Raw genomic sequence first — 20,144 nt, forward strand, 5'->3', positions numbered from 1 at the left:
CTTTTATTAATAATTAATTAGTTTGCAACAACGTTAACAAGTTTTCCAGGAACAACAATTACTTTACGAACTGTTTTCCCTTCAATTTGTTCTTTGATTTCCTCAAGTGCAAGTTGTTCCATTTCTTCTTTTGATGCGTCTTTACTCATTGTTAATTTTGCGCGAACTTTGCCCATAATTTGAACAACGATTTCAACTTCATCTTCTACAAGTTTAGACTCATCAAATGTTGGCCAGCTTGCATATGTGATTGTTTCATTGTATCCAAGCTTGCTCCATAGTTCTTCCCCGATGTGAGGTGCAACTGGTGCAATCATTTTTACGAAACCTTCTACATATTCTTTCGGAAGTGTTTCAGCTTTGTATGCATCGTTGATGAATACCATCATTTGAGAAATCGCTGTGTTGAAGCGAAGCTCTGCATAGTCTTCTGTTACTTTCTTCACTGTTTGGTGGTAAGCTTTTTCAAGATCTTTGTTTGGTGCATCAGTAATTTTCTCACTTAATTCACCGTTCTCTTGAATGAATAGGCGCCATACGCGGTCTAGGAAACGACGAGCTCCGTCAAGACCATTTTCAGACCAAGCGATTGAAGCATCTAATGGTCCCATGAACATTTCGTATAGACGAAGTGTATCTGCACCGTGGCTTGCTACGATATCATCAGGATTTACAACGTTACCTTTTGATTTACTCATTTTCTCGTTGTTTTCACCTAAGATCATACCTTGGTTGAATAATTGTTGGAACGGTTCTTTCGTTGGAACTACACCGATATCATATAATACTTTATGCCAGAAACGAGCATATAGTAAGTGAAGTACAGCGTGCTCTGCTCCACCGATATAAATATCAACTGGAAGCCATTGTTTTACTTTTTCAGGGTCTACAAGTGCTTCGCTGTTGTTTGGATCGATGTAGCGTAGGTAGTACCAGCAGCTACCAGCCCATTGTGGCATTGTATTTGTTTCACGACGACCTTTTTTACCAGTTTCAGGATCAACAACATTTACCCACTCTTCAATGTTTGCAAGTGGTGATTCACCTGTACCTGAAGGACGAATATTCTCTGTTTTCGGAAGAACTAATGGTAATTCTTCTTCTTTCACAGCTGTCATTGTACCATCTTCCCAATGGATTACTGGAATCGGCTCACCCCAGTAACGTTGGCGACTAAATAACCAGTCACGTAGACGGTACGTTACTTTTTGATTTCCTGCGCTTGTTACTTCAAGCCACTCAATCATTTTTACAATTGCTTTTTCTTTATTTAAACCATCAAGGAATGCTGAGTTTACGTGCGCACCATCACCTGTATATGCTTCTTTCGAAATGTCTCCGCCTTTTACAACTTCCTTCATTGGAAGATTGAACGTTGATGCGAATTCATAGTCACGCTCATCGTGAGCTGGAACTGCCATTACAGCACCTGTTCCGTAAGTTGCAAGAACATAATCAGCGATCCAGATTGGTAATTTCTCACCGTTTACTGGGTTAACTGCGTAAGCACCAGTAAATACACCAGTTTTTTCTTTCGCAAGTTCTGTACGCTCTAAATCGCTCTTCATTTTAACAGAGTTAATGTAAGCTTCTACAGCTTCTTTTTGTTCTGGTATTGTAATGTTAGCAACAAGTGCATGCTCTGGAGCCAGTACACAGTAGCTTGCTCCAAATAGTGTATCAGGACGCGTTGTGAAAACTGTGAACTTCTCATCTGTACCGTCGATGTTGAAGTGTACTTCTGCACCTTCAGAACGACCGATCCAGTTACGTTGCATGTCTTTTAAGCTTTCTGGCCAATTAAGCTCATCTAGATCTTCTAATAGACGATCTCCGTAAGCTGTAATTTTTAACATCCACTGTCTCATCGGACGACGCTCAACTGGATGTCCACCGCGCTCACTCTTACCGTCAATGATTTCTTCGTTTGCAAGTACTGTACCAAGTGCTGGGCACCAGTTTACAGGTACTTCATCAACGTAAGCTAAACCTTTTTCAAATAGTTTTAGGAAGATCCATTGTGTCCACTTGTAGTAGGTTGGATCTGTTGTATTTACTTCACGATCCCAATCGTAAGAGAAGCCTAATGCTTTAATTTGATTACGGAACGTATTAATATTAAGCTCTGTAAATTCAGCCGGGCTGTTCCCAGTATCAAGTGCATATTGCTCTGCTGGAAGACCGAATGCATCCCATCCCATTGGATGAAGAACGTTATATCCTTGCATACGCTTCATACGAGATAAAATATCTGTCGCTGTATAACCTTCTGGATGACCTACGTGTAAGCCTGCACCTGATGGATATGGGAACATATCTAGTGCATAAAATTTTGGTTTTTCTGTTTCATCTGGCGTACGGAATGTTTTATTCTCTTCCCAATGCCCTTGCCACTTCTTCTCAATTTCTTGATGATTAAAGCTCATGAGATACCCTCCTTGAAATTCTATTTATTTTCACCGCCCAAAATACAAAAAACCTCTCATCCCTAGAAAGGGACGAGAGGTTATAGATTCCCGCGGTACCACCCTAAATTAATGTAATAAATACATTCGCTTAGATCCGTAACGTGGATTAACGGCAATTGCTACTAATGATTTCACAACTGCAACTCAAAGGCGAGTTCATAACGAAACGTGGATTGACTTGCACCGACCGTCAACTCTCTAAACCAGCTTCTATTACTACTACTCCTTCTCACTGTTATTACAAATATGAGTTAATGTGAACTACCCACCACTTAGTATCTCTTAAGAGCTTACTTGAAGCGAGGGCTTCTCGGTTAATCGTTACTCTTGCTAACTAACGAATCCGTCTTAGGACAGCCGAGCTAACTCCCTTGTTCCAAAGGATATTTTATTACTATTTATTTAAATATATTCTAAAACATGTTGCATGTTCCGTCAAACTAAACTGCAATTTTTTCTTCAACTGTTTCTTCTACTTTTACTCGTCTATCATAAATACTCGTTGCTATAAGCGCTACTACAAGCATTACCATGATCGCAATAAACAATACTTCCATATTGTATAAGTCAACAATCGCTCCGCCAACGACCGGTCCGAACATTTTCCCTACAGTCGCTGCGCTATTTACAACACCTTGATAAAATCCTAGCTTATCTTTCGGTGCAAGTATATTTGCGATGGTCGGAACTGCCGGCCATACGAATAATTCACCAATTGTTAATGTCACCATCGCAATGAGAAACATCGTAAATTGCTGCGCTTGGCTTAAAACAATAAACGACGCCGCAAAAATGACGATTCCAATCATAATTTGTTGTTTTAAAGAACGCTTCAGCCAGCGAATTAACATACTAACAAGTGGCTGCGCACAAACAATCATCGCTCCGTTTATCGTCCATAATAAACTATAATGGCGGAGGCTAATATCTAATTCTCGCATATGAGTCGCAATTGCCCCTTGCCACTGTACGTATGTAACCCAGCATAAAGCATATGCTACACATACGATTAGAAGCGCTTTGAAGCCAGGTGTAAGTGACCAACCTTTTTTCGTTTCGGCTTCTTTTTGTACCTCTTGCTCTTTTTTTGCTTCCATACCACGAAATCCAATAAACGCAATTAAGAAGAAAATAAAATATAAAATAAAGTTCGCTAAGAAAATATAATCAAAACGATAAGACGCAACTAATCCACCGCACGCTGTTCCAATCGCAATCCCAACGTTTTGTCCAACATACATTGCATTGAACGCTCGTCTCCCGCCTTCTGGCCAAACCGTACCGACCATCGCATACATCGATGGAAACACCATTCCAGAACCGAATCCGATTAATGCTAGCCACACAACATATAATGGCCAACCATGGAAAAATACAAGACCTAAAATCGATACAAGTGTAATGACAATCCCTACTAAAATTGATTTATAACCGCCCCATTTATCAAATAAAACACCGCCGAGCAAGTTTCCGATTACACCAGTAAGCGAGTTGATCATTAATACCATTCCGGCTACTGATAAAGATTTCCCTAAACTATCATGTAAGTAAATTGTATTAAAAGGCCATAAAAAAGAAGCACCCGTGACATTAATAATCATCCCAGCTACTAATAGCCATACTTTCCTTGGCATAGTCTCCCCTCCTATTCTCTTTTTTTCGTTCATATATATAACAGTAAAATTGTAGTCGTTTTTAAATAGGAAGGCAACTGATTAATAGTTGATGAAATTCAGATAATAGCACAAAGACGATTAGAATGTATTCTAATCGTCTTTGTAAAATATTAATCTATAAATAATGGAATCGTTCCCTCGCGAAAGGTTATCCAACTTCCTTTTTACGTTTTGCACTTTCTTTAGCACTCCATTTAAATATTTTGTCTAGTAGAGAGTATATTCTCCCAGACTCCTTCGTTAATAATGGCCCTAGCGACGCCAATATTAAAACATATAAAGCTGAGAATGGTTTAATCGTTGCCATTAAGCCACCCGCTATTCCGAGATTCGCGACAATAATGGAGAATTCCCCACGTGATATAAGTGTTAAACCGATATTCGTAGAAGCCTTATGCGATAACCCGGCTTTACGCCCTGCAATCATTCCAGCTGTAAAATTACCGATGAGAGTAATAAAAACTGCTCCTAATGCCAACCATACTGCTCCTCCAAGCGAAAACGGATCTATACTTAAACCGAAGCTGAAGAAAAATATAGCTCCAAAGAAATCACGAAACGGGACGACGAGATGCTCGATCCGGTCACTATGCTCTGTTTCTGAAAAGACGAGTCCTAACAATAAAGCCCCAATCGCTTCCGCAACATGAATTGTTTCTGAAAATCCTGCTACAAAGAATAAAATAGCGAATATTACGATAATAAAAATTTCGTTTGACGAAATATCTAATACTTTATTTAGGAACCGCGTAGCTTTTCTAGCGATTACAAAGAATAGTAACATATATCCTACTGCGATTAGTACGGATGTAAGAGCACCTACAAATGATGTTGCACCTCCGAGTACTAATCCTGAAACGACTGATAAATATACAGCTAAAAAGATATCATCAAACATAATGATCCCTAAAATGAGTTCTGTCTCTTTATTACCAGATCTTCTTAAATCAACAATTACTTTTGCAACAATTGCACTCGATGAGATTGTAATGATTCCAGCAATAATTAATGTTTCTAATAAGGGGAAACCCATAACATATCCATAAAATAAACCTAATATGAAATTAAGCGATATATGAACACTACCCCCAAAAGCAATCGACTTTCCTGATTTAATTAATTTTTTTATTGAGAATTCTAAACCTAAGTAGAATAAGAGGAATATGACGCCCACACGGCCGAGGAAGGAAATAACTTCTCCGCTTTCAATAAACCTTAAATCGATAAGTCCTAAATCTGGGGCATGAGGCCCCACTAACATACCGAGTATAATGAGAAACGGAATAATCGAGAACTTTAACTTCGCAGCGAGGATAGCTGCAAAAGCTACTAATACTAACGCAGTTCCAACTTCAAAAATTAAAGTATCCATCGATTAGGAATCACCTCCTGCTGAAAGCAATTCATTAATAATTCTTTTTACTTCATGTCTTTCACCCGACAATACGAGCATATCGCCAGCTTCAATAATAGAGTCTGGACCTGGATTAAAGAATTTCTTCATATTCTTTTTCAAAATAGCAATAATCGTTACGTTATATGTTTTTCTGACATGTAAGCTACCAATTGTTTGTTGTACTACTGGTGCATTATTCTCCACCTTAAACCATTCAATTGATAATCCTTCAAAAGCCATCTCAATTGTGTCTAGCGCTTGCGGCCTATATACCATTCCGCCTAATATAGCCGCAATTTGTCTCGCTTCAGAATCACGAAGAGAAATGCTTGAAATACTCTCATCGTGATCCGCATCAAAATGATACATTTCTCTTCGGCCATCATCATGAATAACGATAACCATTTTTTCATTACCTTTTGTTATCACTTCGAATTTACAACCAATGCCCGGTAGTTCACTCTCTCTAATATTCATATTTTCCGCCTCCTAAAGTTTTTAGTTACGGCTTTTACAAATCTACATCAATCTCTGTTTTAAACTTCTCATCTTTTGAGATTCCTAAATACTTGAGCGTCTCTGATGGAGTTGCGTGATGAAAATGCTTTTGCAATAGCGCAATCGCTATTCCTCTTTTGTACGCATGAAATCCAAATGTTTTTCGCATTGAATTCGTTCCAATCTTTCCAACAATCCCAACCGCTTCAGCTGCGCTATGGATAACACGATACGCTTGTTGGCGCGAGATTGAATTTGTCGTTTTATTAGATTGAAATACGTAGTTTTCTCTTTGAGCATCAATAGATTGTACGTAATCTAAAAGGGCTTCTTTTACTTTTGTATTTAAATAAATATCTTGTTTAAATTTTTCATCTTTCACAGGAAGAGAATAAAACTCTTTAACAGTCTTATCTTCATTTAATACCTCTTCAAATTTCATACTAAGTAGCTCAGTGATCTTTAATCCAGTGTTAATTCCAATAACAAATAAAAGATAATCTCGCTGCGAGTGCTCTTTTAAATACTTTTTCATAGCCTCAATTTGGCTTATATCTTTTAATGCCTCTACAACTTCCATACATGTATCTCCTCATCTTATGAACGGTAATTTTCTCATTATCCTGTCCATTTTACCTTATCATGCTATGAGATTTCCATGTATTATCCATTATTTTCACAATATACTCTTACGACAATTTTTCATTTGGAAATTTATGATTGTACAAATACGGTGTGGGTAGAAAAAATAGGGGGAGTACAAGTTCAGCTTCTTTCTACAGATCGGATTCCTCCTTTCATTTTTCGGTTGCTGATACTTTCATATTATGTTACTTATTTACATTATATTATATATTTCAGTAACATTAAAGTGTTTTTTCTGAAAATATAAAAAGCCGAGCACTTTCACTCGGCTTTTTACCTATTAATCTTCTTTTGGAAGAACAATTCCTTTATACAATTGAACTGTAATGAAGTAATAAATCGCATAAATAACTACGAAAATTACGATTGGTACCCAAATACGGAAGTAAGGATCCATTAAAATAAATCCGAAAATATTCATACCAACTAATACGTGAGCGATCCCCACAATTGCTGGGAATAAGAATACTAAGAATAATTCTTTATAAATCGATTTCGTTAATAACTCACGACGCACACCGATTTTGCGAAGCATTTGATAACGCGTAATATCTTTTGATGCACCAGAAAGAATTTTAAACATTAAACAACTTGCCATCATTGCTAAGAACGCAATTCCAAGGAAGAATCCCATAAATACTGTTCCACTCGCAATGCCGTAGAATCCATTGTAAGATTGATATTTACTATCTAATCTTTCAGCTTTTACATTTTTATATTTAACTAGCTGCAACTCGTCAAGTTTTTTCCATTCTTTTGTGTATGCTACAAAATCGTCTGTTTTTCCAGTAACTACGATTCCTTCTTTACCATTTACAGTATCGTACATTTTCTGATCTACAATTTTAATTGCATGATCTTCATATAGATAAAATGGCTGAATTGTTCTGAAAGCCTCGTTCCATTCTTCTGGAAGTTCTTTAGCACTCGCATCTTTTTCATTCATTTCTCTAGAAACTGCACCTACTGGCAGTTCCTCTGAAACTTTCTTTGTTTTTCCTAAATCCTTCATACTTTCCATCTGTTTTGTATCTTGTACGAAAGGAGGGTTTTTCTCTAAATCTTCTTTTACATAATAAACGTATTTATTATCAACTTTGTAACGATATTCATTTTTCTCTTTAAATGTAATACCATCTAAAATTTTCTTTTCTTCAGCTGTTGGGTTATGAATAACTGAATCATATATTACTAAACCATCAACCATTTTTATAACGTTATTTTTAAACGCCATACCACCTGAAATTGCACCTGCTCCAAGAGCAACTAACATCGCTACCGTTGCAAGTACTTTCGTTAAGCTATTAATACGGAAATTTAATTGTGCAAACGTAAAAGCATTAAGTCCTTTTTCACTACGCTTTTTATTACTCTTTAACTTTCTAATGATAACTGGGAGAAGTGATCCAAATAGCATGTAAGTACCAGTTGTTGTTGTAATTAATGCAATAAGGATTCCCATTTCTCTTAGTTTTTCCATGTAAATCATTGATGCATAGCCAATTCCTAATAAAATAACAGCAAGGATTGCAACGACACCTGTCATTTTTCCTTTTACCGCAACACTTTCTGTTTGTGCATCTGCATGTACAAGTTGCAGTACTGAAATACGTGATAACTTAATACTGTTCATAATTGCTGATAATACAAATAATGCAAAGAAGAAAATGCAAGTAACAGTCATAGATGGTAGATAAAATGCCTTATAGCCTTCACCAGCAAATTCTAATTGTTTCATTAATAACTGTCCGATACCTTCTGCAAGTCCTACACCAACTGTAAGTCCAATCGCAAGAGACGCAGCACCTAATACAATCGTTTCAATAAACATAAGTAATGTAACTTTATGCTTTTTTGCACCTAACATCATGTACATACCAAACTCTTTTTGACGAAGAGATAATAAGAAAGAGTTTGCATATAAAATGTAGAAGAACGTTATAATTGCTAATAAAAATGAACCTGCTTGGAATACGAAACCAATAGACTTAATAACAGAATTGGATTCGATAAACGCTTTATTCAGCGCTAACGTTTGGAACATATAAAAAATTGAAATCGACATGACAAGACCAACAAGTAAGACAATATAATCTTTCAGCTTACTCTTTAGCCCTGACATGGAAAGTTTAAATAACATACTGGAACCTCCTTTCTTACGCTTTTTGTGTACCTAAATCTGCAAGTACATCTAAAATTTCTTTGTAGAACTCTTCACGCGTACCACCGCGATGAATTTCTTTATATAGCTCACCATCTTGAATGAATAAAATACGCTGACAGTAACTTGCACTATATGGATCATGCGTAACCATCATAATAGATACGCCTTGTTCTTCATTTAAGTTTGTCATCGCATCAAGTAAACTTGCTGCATTTTTCGAATCAAGAGCTCCTGTTGGCTCGTCTCCTAAAATAATTGCCGGCTCATGCACTAGTGCGCGTGCTGCTGCTGAACGCTGTTTCTGTCCACCGGATACTTCAGTTGGATACTTTTGAAGAATTTCTGTAATCCCTAACATATCCGCTACTTTCTCTACTTTCGGTCCAATATTACGTGATGAAACACCTTGAAGTGAAAGTGGAAGTGCAATGTTCTCATAAATAGATAAGTTCTCTAATAAGTTGAAGTCTTGGAAAATGAATCCTAACTTTTGCGAACGGAAATCAGAAAGCTCACCTTGCTTCATTTTCGTAATGTCCGTACCCGCAATTTCAACAACGCCGCCCGTTGCTTTATCAAGCGTTGAAATTACATTTAACAATGTCGTTTTACCAGAACCAGATGGTCCCATAATTCCAACAAACTCACCCTCTTGAATTGAGAATGAAACACCTTTTAACGCGTGTGATTGGTTCTCACCTTTTTTACCGTACACTTTTTGAACGTTTTTCACGTCTACAACTGGTTTCGTCATATATATCCTCCTACACTTGTTTTTCCATTACCTATTTTGCGCCTTTTGGAGGTGAACTGCTATTTGTTAACATTACAATTACCTTACACTTTTGTAATAAAATAAAACCAGGTCGTATTTCGACCTGGTTTACTCTGATTGCTTCGATCTTTGAGGTTGTCCTTTTTTACTGTTACGCTGTTTCACTTGAACAACTGGATCAAGTTCATTTGAAAATTCAGCGTTATGTCCATTTTGCGTTTTTTGCTCTGGATTATTTTGATCTGAACGTTTCGCCATTACATTCACTCCTTATTAGTGCGGTGTAATAATCATTTGATGTTGCAATTGGCGAATTGCCATACGTGCTCTATTTAATTGCTCACGTTGCTCATCATTCGCATGTTGCTGCATAGTTTGTAAGTCGTTATATGCTTGTTCTAATTGTAACTGAGCATCCGAATACTCCATCGTATTGTAATGCTCTTGTCTCATGCCTTGGTCTAATTGTTCTTTCGCATATTCCACCGCTTGTTCTGCCTGTGTAATATACTCTTCAAGTGATTGACGCTCTGCCATAATTGTCCCTCCTTGCTTCAATTCCCCTTTAGTGTGTCCCTTCCATATGAACCTTATGAGTATGTTATAATGGATTTTGTTTCATTTTGACTCGTCTTAGGAGGGAAAGTAATGAAGGTTCAAAACCCTTTTCCATATACAAACGACAATAAACGTTATCATACATGGAATTATCACTTACGAAATGAATTTGGTGAAAAAATCTTTAAAGTTTCATTAGATGCTGGCTTCGATTGCCCGAACCGTGACGGTACGGTTGCTTACGGTGGTTGCACGTTTTGTAGTGCTGCTGGATCTGGTGACTTCGCTGGTGATCGCCGCGATGATGTTATAACGCAATATCATGAAATGAAAGAAAAAATGCGCTCAAAGTGGAAAGACGGAAAATGTATCGCTTATTTTCAGGCTTACACAAATACACATGCACCACTTGAAGTGTTAAAAGAAAAATTCGAACCGCTTCTAGCAGAAAAAGACGTTGTCGGTCTTTCTATCGCAACTCGTCCAGATTGTTTACCAGACGATGTTGTTGAATATTTAGCGGACTTAAATAAACGTACGTACCTTTGGGTTGAACTCGGACTACAAACTGTTCATGAACGCACTGCAAATCTTATTAACCGTGCTCACGATTATCCATCCTATGTGGAAGGCGTAAATAAATTACGCAAACATGGCATTAGAGTGTGCTCTCATATTATTAACGGTCTTCCACTTGAAGATTACGACATGATGATGGAAACAACTCGTGAAGTAGCAAAACTTGACGTACAAGGAATTAAAATTCATTTACTTCATTTATTAAAAGGTACGCCAATGGTGAAGCAATATGAAAAAGGTCAATTAGAATTCCTTTCTCTTGAAGATTACGTAAGTCTCGTTGTTGACCAACTTGAAATTATTCCTGAAGACGTAATTGTGCACCGCATCACAGGTGACGGTCCACCTGACTTAATGATTGGTCCAATGTGGAGCTTAAATAAATGGGAAGTATTAAATTCCATCGATGCAGAATTTGTACGCCGCGGAAGCTGGCAAGGAAAATATGCAAATGAGGAGAAACAAAAATGAAATTAGAACGTGTATTACCGTTTGCTCGCTCGCTGCTGCAAACGGCTGTTAAAGAAGGCGATTACGCTGTAGATGCAACTTTAGGAAATGGACATGACACTTGCTTCCTAGCTGAAATCGTTGGAGATAACGGAAAAGTATTTGGATTTGATATTCAAAAAGAAGCAATTGAAAGCTCTACTATCCGCCTAAAAGAAAAAGAGCTTTTTGAACGTACTGTTTTAGTTCACGATAGTCACGATACGCTTCTATCCGTACTACCAGAAGATGCAAAAGGAAAAGTAACAGGCGCTATCTTCAACTTAGGTTACCTTCCTGGTGGTGACAAGCATATCGTTACAAAACCGAACTCAACACTCTCGGCAATTGAACAATTACTAGGAGTAATGGCACCTGAAGGTATCATCGTCCTTGTCATTTACCACGGACATCCAGAAGGACAAGTAGAACGCGACGCTGTACTTAAATTTGCAGAAGAACTAGATCAAAAAGAAGCTCACGTTTTGCGATACGGCTTCATTAACCAGCAAAATAACCCGCCATTTATTGTGGCGATTGAGAAGCGATAAAGTGAAACTTTAATCAGTGAGGTTTACTGTCCGGCAAATAGCAGGATAATTATATCAACGATTTTTCAGATATATCGATCATTCGACAAAACATAACAAAAAAAGACGTGCATTCATTGCACGTCTTTTTCTTATTCTCCTATATAATGGATGTATACAATATTTGAAGAAAGAAGGATAGAACTTTGCTAGTAGAACTAAGGGGAATTCAAAAGAAGTATGGCAAATCACTTATACTAGACAACATCGATTTATCCATTCCAGAAGGAGAAGCACTCGCTATTATTGGTGGGAACGGGACTGGAAAAAGTACTTTACTCAAAATAATTGCAGGCTTTATTCCACCTACGGCAGGGACACTTCAAAGAAAAGAACATATACAAATCAGTTATGTCCCTGAACATTTTCCTGAAGGAATTCGTTTTACATTAGAGGATTATTTATATCATCTCGGCCACATTCACGGTTTATCAACAAAATATTTAAGAAATAAAATTCCGATGCTCCTTGAATCTTTTCATCTACATCATGCAAAGCATTACGTTGTACGAAACTTTTCAAAAGGTATGAAACAAAAAACAGGCATTATGCAAGCATTACTTACGGACGTCCATTTATTAATTCTAGATGAACCTCTTTCTGGACTCGACCCTAACTCTCAGCAAGAATTAGAGCATATTTTACCCTCATTAAAACAACAAGGCATATCTATACTCTTCACATGTCACGAAAAACAACTACTAGAAAACTTCGCCGATAGAATTGTGACATTAGCAAATCATACAATTGCGGAAGATACCTCTGTGCAAAAATCAACAGAACAGGTCTATATTGAGGCAATTGTTCACGAAACATTTTCAGCTATAGAACTACAAAAGCAATCAGGATTTATACAAGTTACACACAATTCAAATCAAAACCTCATTCAATTACAAATCGAAAAGGAATATGCAAACGAAATGCTTCAGTTTTTATTACATAAAAAAGCATCTATCACACTGCTACAGCCTAATTTTTAAATCGAAAGAAGGTTTATTATGTTTGCGCTTATTCGTTACCATTTTCTCGACTACACGAAATCGTATAAGTACATTCCTCCTATTGCGATGTACTGCATAAGCTTACTTTTTGTATATACATATAAACCAACTCCCATTGTACCAACATACTTAGAAACAGCACTCGCACTTTATTTATTATCTGCCTGGATTACAGTCACAATTTTTCATACTGAAGATCCTGTACAAGAACAAATCACTATTTCACATACAAATAATATTTCGGCATTATACGTTGGTAAATATATTACGGCTCTTCTTATTTGTACTGTTTTATCTTTTATATCCGTAATCTATCCAATTATTTTGCAAATGTTTAATGAAAAAATGACAGCTTCTTTATTTCTAGTCGGATTTCTCGCTCACATGTCTTTATCTATACTAGGAATTTCAATCGCAACATTATTTACTAGAAATATTATTCAAAAAGCAAGCACCGCTTGGCTTAGTCTTACATTTATATTACTTATGACGATTGCCTCAATCCGGTTAAAAAAAGAGTTACTATGGTTTTTACCACCTGTCGAAAGCTTTATAATGCTTGGACAATACAAATATAATATACTTACTCATACTCTATGGCTTACAGCTTGGGCTATCGTATATTCATTTTTATTACTTACTTTATTTCTTTTTCTCGTTCGCAGAAAACGTTTTTGATTACATATTAAAGGGGACTAAACAATGATTGGAATACTAGCAGGAATGGGTCCAAAATCAACCGGACCATTCGTCGATACAGTTGTAGCAGAGTGCCAAACAATTTATGGAGCAAAGCATGATATGGACTTTCCTCATATGATGATTTATTCGTGCCCAACACCGTTTTATATGGATCGCCCTATTGATCATGCGGCGATGAAAAAAGCGATTATTGAAGGAGCGCAAAAACTTGAGAGTACTGGTGTAGATTTCATCGCAATGCCATGTAATACAGCGCATCTTTATTTCGAGGAATTACAGCGTTCTATTACCATTCCTATTTTGAATATAGTCGATGAGACGTTAAAAGCAATTCCTGAAAATACAAAAAGAGTCGCTCTTCTTGCAACAGAAGCGACTGTTCAAGCAAGTATTTACCAAGATGGAATTACAAAACGTGATATAGAGTACATTCATAATGAACAATGGCAAGAAATGATTAATCAAATTATTACTTGTATTAAAGGCGGAGAAATTGAGGAAGCTCGTAAATTATGGAGTCTGCTCGTTTTACAGTTAAAAGACGAAGTAGATACCGCTATTATCGCATGTACCGATTTGAATGTGGTGGTGAGTGAGGACTTTGTTGATTCCGCTCAATGTCTTGCGAAAGCAGTTGTTAGGATCTATGCATCAAATATAAAAAAGTCTTCATAAACATAGAACACATCCTTTTTAAAATGTGTTTTATGTTTGATAAAAATAACCAAAATTTTTAACTTTTTTCACAATTATTTCAAAGTAATCACACTTAATCTCGCTATATTAAATAAGTAGTTTATTCATATAGGGAAGGTTAGGGGAACTGAAGTATGAAAGTAAATCGTTCGCTTCATTATATTTTTTGGAGGTGGCATTTTTACGCCGGGCTTTTTATTACGCCGCTTCTTATTACATTGTCACTGAGCGGAATTGGGTATTTATTTCGGGAGGAAGTTGAAGATTTCATCTATAAAGATTTATATTTTGGGAAGAGCGCCCAAACAGAGTCTATTTCGATGGCTGATTCGCTTTTCTTAACAGAGAAAAAATATCCACATTATAGTGTGGCGAAAATTAGTGAGTTTAATGGGGATTATAATACGAGACTTACTATTGCAAATGAATATACTGGGCAACAAAAATATGTGTATTTAGATAGCAATAATCAAATTGTTGGAGATCAAAATGCAAGTGAAACTTTTGCCAATATAATGCGGGAATTACATAGTTCTCTTTTAGTTGGTGGCACTGTCGTCAACTATACTGTAGAGCTTGCGGCATGCTGGACAATCTTTTTAATTGTGACCGGGTTGTATATGAGTATACGCCAATTCAAAAACACACCCGCATCCACTAAGCGAGAAAAAGCAAAACGACGTCATTCTATTATCGGTATTATATTTACAATTCCACTCGTTTTGTTAGTCGCATCTGGATTACCATGGTCAGGATTTATGGGGAACCAAATTTATAAAATCGCATCGTCGAATGAATCGATTGGATATCCGACATTGTATATGGCACCGCCTGAATCGAAGGTAAAAGAATTACCGTGGGCAACTAGAAAAGAAGCTCCTCCTGAATCGAATTCAAATGAGCCAAAAGCAATTTCTGTCGATGAATTACAAAAAGGAATTGAAATAAAGAAGCCATATGTTATCTTACTACCGGCTGATCCGAAAGGTGTATTCACCGTTTCGAAATCAAGCGGTTCCGGTATTACGGGTATGCATGTCGCACCAAATGAAGAAATAACAGCTTATTTTGATCAATATAGCGGAGAACTTATTTCCAAAACGGACTATCGTGATTATGGATTATTTGCACAATGGTTCACTTACGGTATCCCGCTTCACGAAGGACATTTATTCGGATGGCCAAATAAAATATTATGCTTACTAACGACGTTATCTTTATTACTTCTTATTTATTACGGAGTAAAAATGTGGTTAGCGAGAAAACCGAAAGGAAAATTAGCAGCACCTCCTAAGCAAAGAGATAAGAAAAGCACATTCGTTTTCTTTATCATGATGGTTATACTAGGCGCTGTCATGCCTTTATTCGGACTATCTGTTTTAGTTATTTTCGCGATTGAACTTCTCATATACATATTTTCACAAATACGATCATAATAAAAAAACCACTCAACATGAGTGGTTTTTTTCATCACTGCGCCATTTTCTTTCGGTACATCTTCCCGTTCCAGTAGAAGAATCGTGAAGTGAGCCCTCCGTATTTTACAATGCGCCGTGCCATTTTGTGCATATTCTTTTGCGCTGATACTTTTTGATCTGATAAATAAATACCAAGTAATCCTCGGCTTATGAGACGATGAAACTTTGCATGAGGCAAATCACCAATGCTCTTCTCTGCTTCTTCTACAAAATGTTTCATACGATCTAATATAGCTTGCTCGTTTTCATAATAACTACAGAAATTCAAATCTCCGCCGATACGGTCTTCTTCTTGATCGATGAAATAATCAAGTAAAATGTGAAGTCCTTGTACGTAAGGGAAGTATCCTTGTCTAATTTTCGCAATATCTTCATCATGTAATTCATCATGAAATGCATATGCTACAAGACAGAAAATTCCAAGCGTAGAACCTGCACATGCTGAAAACTCAAACCAACTCATCTCTGGTAAGTTTTCTTTATGCGCTTCAAACCATGTTTTTAAGCGTGGTTCTCTTTCCTCTAACTTCACGTGTTTATGAATTTGCAAATCACAATAATAACAAGCAAGTTCATGAAGAATTGGAGCAATTTTATCATAATGCTTCGTTTTCTTTAAAACATCCTGACATGTTTCAACAAGCTCATCTAAATAACCACCATCATCTTGATCATCACGATAACGATAATAGTTACCGCCCCCTTCAACTTCAGGGCTTAATGCCATTACCATCGACTCATGAAGAGCCGCAAAGTCTTTCGGGTCAAGTGATGTACTACGATCACATAAATTATCTAAATAGTCGCTAATCGTTTGATAAGCTACGATAAAACGAATACATTCCTCACGATGTTCATTTGCTAGTAGCGCTAAAATGCCACCGCCCTCGCAATGAAACGTTTTATTCTCAATACTTGCGATTGCCTGACTATGAAGCTCGTCATTCGGAATATGGTAGGCACGCTCTTTCCACATCGCTAGCTCATGGTGTACTACCGGAAACACATCACGGTATACTTTCGCCATGAGCGTTATGGGATTACTCGGTACGTTCACTTCTTCCTTCATCTCCTCTATTAAATGTACAAATAATAATTTATTTGTTTGTTTCTACTATATTATTGACACGTATTTCAGTAAATGACTGAATATAATTCAAAATTTCATCACGCTCATACTCATTTAATAACTCATGATAACAATTAGGCCACTCCTTATATGCCTTATCACTAATTTTAACATTATCAAACCATGTACGGACACGTGTTTTATCTACAAGTTTATCCTCACACGCCTGCATTAGCAAGAGCGGAACATCTGGAAAATCATCTATTTTCTCATGAGCAATCTCGATAGACTTAATCAATTCACTATACCAACGTACTGATACTTTGCGCAAGAACAATGAATCATTCTCCATCGCATCTCTCACTTCATGATTACGAGTTGACATTTCCACTGTAAGATTCGTTGCAAATTGCAATTTTGGAGCAACAACATTTAATATTTTTGAGGCAGCTCGAAGCGGAGCAGAAGGTCCAGTTAATACACCTAAACATGGTGAACTTAAAATAATACCATCTACATCTTCTCTCTTCGTTTCTTGCATCATACGAATGACAATAAGACCACCCATACTATGACCAAATATAAAAATAGGTAATCGATACTTCCTTGCCTCTTTCACCCATAATTTAACTTCCTCTATGTATTCATCAAATGAATCAATATGTCCTCTATTTCTCGAAGTCGTTCCATGTGATGGAAGGTCTCCCATCACAACGTGGTAGCCGATATGATTCCACATTTCTGCTATAGCTTCGTAACGTCCGTGATATTCCATTGCGCCGTGCACGATAACGACTACAGCTTTCGCTTCCTCTGCTTCATAATTCCACATACGGACCTCCTCCATTTCACTCTTTCTCATAATTTGATACACTAAAACTAGTCTCTAGGAAAGGAAGGCTTTACATGATATATCCTTACAAAGAAAAAAATCCAAAAATTGCGAGTAGTGCTTTTATCGCTGACTATGTTACCATTACAGGCGATGTGACAATTGGCGAAGAATCTAGCATTTGGTTTAATACAGTCATCCGCGGTGATGTATCACCAACGATAATTGGAAATAGAGTAAATGTACAAGATCAATGTACACTTCACCAAAGCCCCCAGTATCCTCTTATTTTAGAAGATGACGTTACCGTTGGGCATCAAGTTATTTTACATAGCTGCAAAATTGAAAAAGATGCTTTAATCGGAATGGGATCTATCATATTAGATGGCGCTGAAATTGGTGAAGGAGCTTTCATCGGTGCTGGTAGTCTCGTTTCACAAGGAAAGAAAATCCCTCCTAATACGTTAGCTTTCGGTCGCCCTGCGAAGGTCATTCGCGAATTAACAGAAAAAGACCGTAAAGATATGGAACGTATCCGCACACAATACGTTGAAAAAGGACAATATTATAAATCGTTACAAAAGTGATTTTATCGCTGCCATAAGACTGGCAGCTTTTTTTATGAAAAAATCTAACTTTTTCTTTACAAAACATTATTATTCCCTCAATAAAATCTTATTAAAATAGAAGTTAATAACTCCATATATATGTAAATGAGGGAGGAAAAATCTCATGAAGGTCAGTGGACTATATAAAATAGAATGTTACATCTTCAAAGGAATTAATCGCTACTTTGATCAAAAAACATTAAACATCTTTTTTAGCAATATTACCCATATCGGTGGTGCAAGTTTTTCCATTGCACTTACCCTATTCTTTTTAATTTTCGCAACAGGGAATTTGCATCAAGCTGCAATTGCAACTGCTATTTCTTTAACAATTAGCCATATTCCTGTGCAAATATTAAAAAGATGGTATCCACGAAAACGCCCTTATTTAACAATTCAGGATGCGAAATATCCAGTTCATCCATTAAAAGATCATTCTTTTCCATCCGGACATACAACGGCTGTTTTCTCTGTCCTCATTCCATTTATTTGCTATAATCCAAACTTGCTTGCTTTTCTATTACCGTTAGCATTATGCGTCGGTATTTCCCGTATTTATTTAGGGCTTCATTATCCGTCAGATGTATTTGTAGGCATGTGCCTTGGCACTTGCTCTGGCATCATCTCTTTTTATCAACTCATTCCACTCATGTAAAGGAGCGATATGATGAGAGTCGCCATATTTACCGATACATTTACACCACAAGTCAACGGTGTGGCGAAAACTTTAGAACGTTTAACTAAATATTTTCAAAAAGAAAATATCGCCTATTCTGTTTTCGCCCCTCAGCATACGGCGGAAGATAATTTCGTAGCGAATGTGAACAAAATGAGAAGTATCCCGTTAACAATATTATATCCAGAATGTCGCTTTGCCTTTCCTACTCCGCGCATTAAGCGGGAACTTCTTGCCTTTAAACCTGATATCATTCACATCGCTACGCCTTTCAATATGGGACTTTGTGGGTTATATTATGCCAAAAAGTTGAATATCCCAGTTGTCGGTTCTTATCATACTGATTTTGACGCCTATTTACGCTATTACAAAATCGAATTTCTCTCCAATATGCTATGGAACTATTTAAGGTGGTTTCATAGTCATATGCAAAAAAACTTTGTTCCTTCTCCTGAAACATTACATCAATTAAAGAAAAAAGGATTTCAACAGCTCTATATTTGGGGACGTGGTGTAGATTGTACTCTCTTTCATCCAACTTACAATAAAGACCTATTCCGAAAAAAATATAATATTACAGTGAAATATATTCTTTCCTACGTCGGGCGCCTTGCTCCTGAAAAAGATATCGATACTCTTCAAACACTTATTCAAACGACAAACAAAGAACGTGACGATATTCATTGGCTCATCGCTGGAGATGGACCTCTTGCCAAGGGCCTGCATGAAAATGTTCCAAAAACAAATGTAACCTTTACTGGATATTTACAAGGTAAAGATTTAGCTGAAGTCTATGCTTCCTCCCATCTAATGGTATTTCCATCTACTACTGAAACATTTGGGAACGTCGTGCTGGAGTCACTCGCATGTGGTACACCTGTTATTGGTGTGAATAGTGGCGGGGTTAAAAATATTATTACAGATGGAAAAACAGGAATTCTTTGTCCACCAAAAGATACAGATTCCTTTCTATTCTCCATCAATTCTTTATTGCAAAATGAAGATCAACTTATGCAAATGGGCATAGCAGCTTCGTCTTATGCTAAAACACAAAGCTGGGATGAGATCTTTCTTGGCTTACTTGACCAATATGAAGTAGTCCTTCAGAACACTGCATCAGAATTACTCGCTTAAACAGAAAAACCCTCTTCATAACATGAAGAGGGTTTATTACATAACTGGAAATTTTAGTTTAACAAATGATACATAAGGTGAAGTATCATATTATTCTTATATTCATTATA

The 20,144-nt window shown here is 36.8% G+C and carries 20 protein-coding genes and 1 other annotated feature; of the genes, 9 read left to right on the forward strand and 11 right to left on the reverse strand.

Annotated features, from left to right (window positions below; genetic code table 11):
- Positions 1-17 precede the first annotated feature (17 nt).
- The 9 genes from leuS to AC1DS7_RS16475 all read right to left on the reverse strand — a co-directional run bounded on the left by leuS (position 18) and on the right by AC1DS7_RS16475 (position 10,159).
- Positions 18-2,426 (reverse strand): leucine--tRNA ligase, encoded by a 2,409-nt coding sequence (gene leuS / locus AC1DS7_RS16435; protein ID WP_215588538.1) that lies wholly within the window; start codon positions 2,424-2,426, stop codon positions 18-20.
- Positions 2,427-2,491: 65 nt separating this feature from the next.
- Positions 2,492-2,710, reverse strand: a binding site (T-box leader).
- Between the two features lie 198 nt (positions 2,711-2,908).
- Entirely contained in the window at positions 2,909-4,102 is a 1,194-nt protein-coding gene (locus tag AC1DS7_RS16440) for an MDR family MFS transporter (protein WP_002143464.1), read from the reverse strand.
- A gap of 190 nt (positions 4,103-4,292) precedes the next feature.
- Complete coding sequence (locus AC1DS7_RS16445) at positions 4,293-5,516, reverse strand: cation:proton antiporter (protein WP_002143465.1); 1,224 nt, start codon at positions 5,514-5,516, stop codon at positions 4,293-4,295.
- A 3-nt stretch (positions 5,517-5,519) separates the two neighbouring features.
- Entirely contained in the window at positions 5,520-6,017 is a 498-nt protein-coding gene (locus tag AC1DS7_RS16450) for a cation:proton antiporter regulatory subunit (RefSeq protein WP_001026048.1), read from the reverse strand.
- Positions 6,018-6,051: 34 nt separating this feature from the next.
- Positions 6,052-6,618, reverse strand: coding sequence for a tyrosine-type recombinase/integrase (locus tag AC1DS7_RS16455; RefSeq protein ID WP_002143468.1), 567 nt, complete (start codon positions 6,616-6,618; stop codon positions 6,052-6,054).
- A 345-nt stretch (positions 6,619-6,963) separates the two neighbouring features.
- Positions 6,964-8,823 carry an FtsX-like permease family protein gene (locus AC1DS7_RS16460; RefSeq protein ID WP_215588539.1) on the reverse strand — a complete coding sequence of 620 codons (1,860 nt, stop codon included), beginning with the start codon at positions 8,821-8,823 and terminating at the stop codon, positions 6,964-6,966.
- A gap of 16 nt (positions 8,824-8,839) precedes the next feature.
- A complete protein-coding gene (locus AC1DS7_RS16465) occupies positions 8,840-9,601 on the reverse strand; it encodes an ABC transporter ATP-binding protein (protein ID WP_002129519.1) in 762 nt (253 codons plus the stop codon).
- Between the two features lie 129 nt (positions 9,602-9,730).
- Complete coding sequence (locus AC1DS7_RS16470) at positions 9,731-9,880, reverse strand: hypothetical protein (RefSeq protein ID WP_001129345.1); 150 nt, start codon at positions 9,878-9,880, stop codon at positions 9,731-9,733.
- Positions 9,881-9,895: 15 nt separating this feature from the next.
- Entirely contained in the window at positions 9,896-10,159 is a 264-nt protein-coding gene (locus AC1DS7_RS16475; protein ID WP_002089099.1) for a YtzC family protein, read from the reverse strand.
- 111 nt (positions 10,160-10,270) lie between these two features.
- Here AC1DS7_RS16475 and mnmL point away from each other — a divergent pair, with 111 nt between their 5' ends.
- From mnmL to AC1DS7_RS16505, 6 genes are all read left to right on the forward strand, one after another.
- Positions 10,271-11,230, forward strand: a complete 960-nt coding sequence (gene mnmL, locus AC1DS7_RS16480; protein WP_002034421.1) for a tRNA modification radical SAM protein MnmL/YtqA — start codon at positions 10,271-10,273, stop codon at positions 11,228-11,230.
- Positions 11,227-11,799 (forward strand): tRNA 5-(aminomethyl)-2-thiouridylate-methyltransferase MnmM, encoded by a 573-nt coding sequence (gene mnmM / locus AC1DS7_RS16485; protein WP_002184797.1) that lies wholly within the window; start codon positions 11,227-11,229, stop codon positions 11,797-11,799. The genes mnmL and mnmM overlap by 4 nt, the downstream gene beginning before the upstream one ends.
- 185 nt (positions 11,800-11,984) lie before the next feature.
- On the forward strand, positions 11,985-12,818 hold the full coding sequence (locus AC1DS7_RS16490) for an ABC transporter ATP-binding protein (protein WP_215588540.1): 834 nt from the start codon (positions 11,985-11,987) through the stop codon (positions 12,816-12,818).
- Between the two features lie 18 nt (positions 12,819-12,836).
- On the forward strand, positions 12,837-13,517 hold the full coding sequence (locus tag AC1DS7_RS16495; RefSeq protein ID WP_002067629.1) for a hypothetical protein: 681 nt from the start codon (positions 12,837-12,839) through the stop codon (positions 13,515-13,517).
- A 24-nt stretch (positions 13,518-13,541) separates the two neighbouring features.
- Complete coding sequence (locus tag AC1DS7_RS16500) at positions 13,542-14,216, forward strand: aspartate/glutamate racemase family protein (RefSeq protein WP_002184795.1); 675 nt, start codon at positions 13,542-13,544, stop codon at positions 14,214-14,216.
- 155 nt (positions 14,217-14,371) lie between these two features.
- Complete coding sequence (locus AC1DS7_RS16505) at positions 14,372-15,673, forward strand: PepSY-associated TM helix domain-containing protein (protein ID WP_215588541.1); 1,302 nt, start codon at positions 14,372-14,374, stop codon at positions 15,671-15,673.
- A 34-nt stretch (positions 15,674-15,707) separates the two neighbouring features.
- Here AC1DS7_RS16505 and AC1DS7_RS16510 read toward each other — a convergent pair whose 3' ends face one another.
- The gene (locus AC1DS7_RS16510; protein ID WP_016102926.1) at positions 15,708-16,772 is read right to left on the reverse strand and encodes a tetraprenyl-beta-curcumene synthase family protein; all 1,065 of its coding nucleotides are present in this window, start codon (positions 16,770-16,772) and stop codon (positions 15,708-15,710) included.
- 40 nt (positions 16,773-16,812) lie between these two features.
- Positions 16,813-17,616 carry an alpha/beta hydrolase gene (locus AC1DS7_RS16515; RefSeq protein ID WP_002164927.1) on the reverse strand — a complete coding sequence of 268 codons (804 nt, stop codon included), beginning with the start codon at positions 17,614-17,616 and terminating at the stop codon, positions 16,813-16,815.
- Positions 17,617-17,690: 74 nt separating this feature from the next.
- Between AC1DS7_RS16515 and AC1DS7_RS16520 the strand changes: the two genes are divergently transcribed.
- The 3 genes from AC1DS7_RS16520 (at position 17,691) to AC1DS7_RS16530 (ending at position 20,034) form a co-directional block, all read left to right on the forward strand.
- Positions 17,691-18,203: a gamma carbonic anhydrase gene (locus tag AC1DS7_RS16520; protein WP_002034413.1), complete on the forward strand. Its 513-nt coding sequence runs from the start codon at positions 17,691-17,693 to the stop codon at positions 18,201-18,203.
- Between the two features lie 145 nt (positions 18,204-18,348).
- Positions 18,349-18,879: a phosphatase PAP2 family protein gene (locus AC1DS7_RS16525; protein WP_002034412.1), complete on the forward strand. Its 531-nt coding sequence runs from the start codon at positions 18,349-18,351 to the stop codon at positions 18,877-18,879.
- Between the two features lie 12 nt (positions 18,880-18,891).
- Complete coding sequence (locus AC1DS7_RS16530) at positions 18,892-20,034, forward strand: glycosyltransferase family 4 protein (RefSeq protein WP_016102924.1); 1,143 nt, start codon at positions 18,892-18,894, stop codon at positions 20,032-20,034.
- Positions 20,035-20,144 lie beyond the last annotated feature (110 nt).

It is taken from the genome of Bacillus sp. P4_E1 (genome assembly GCF_056401715.1).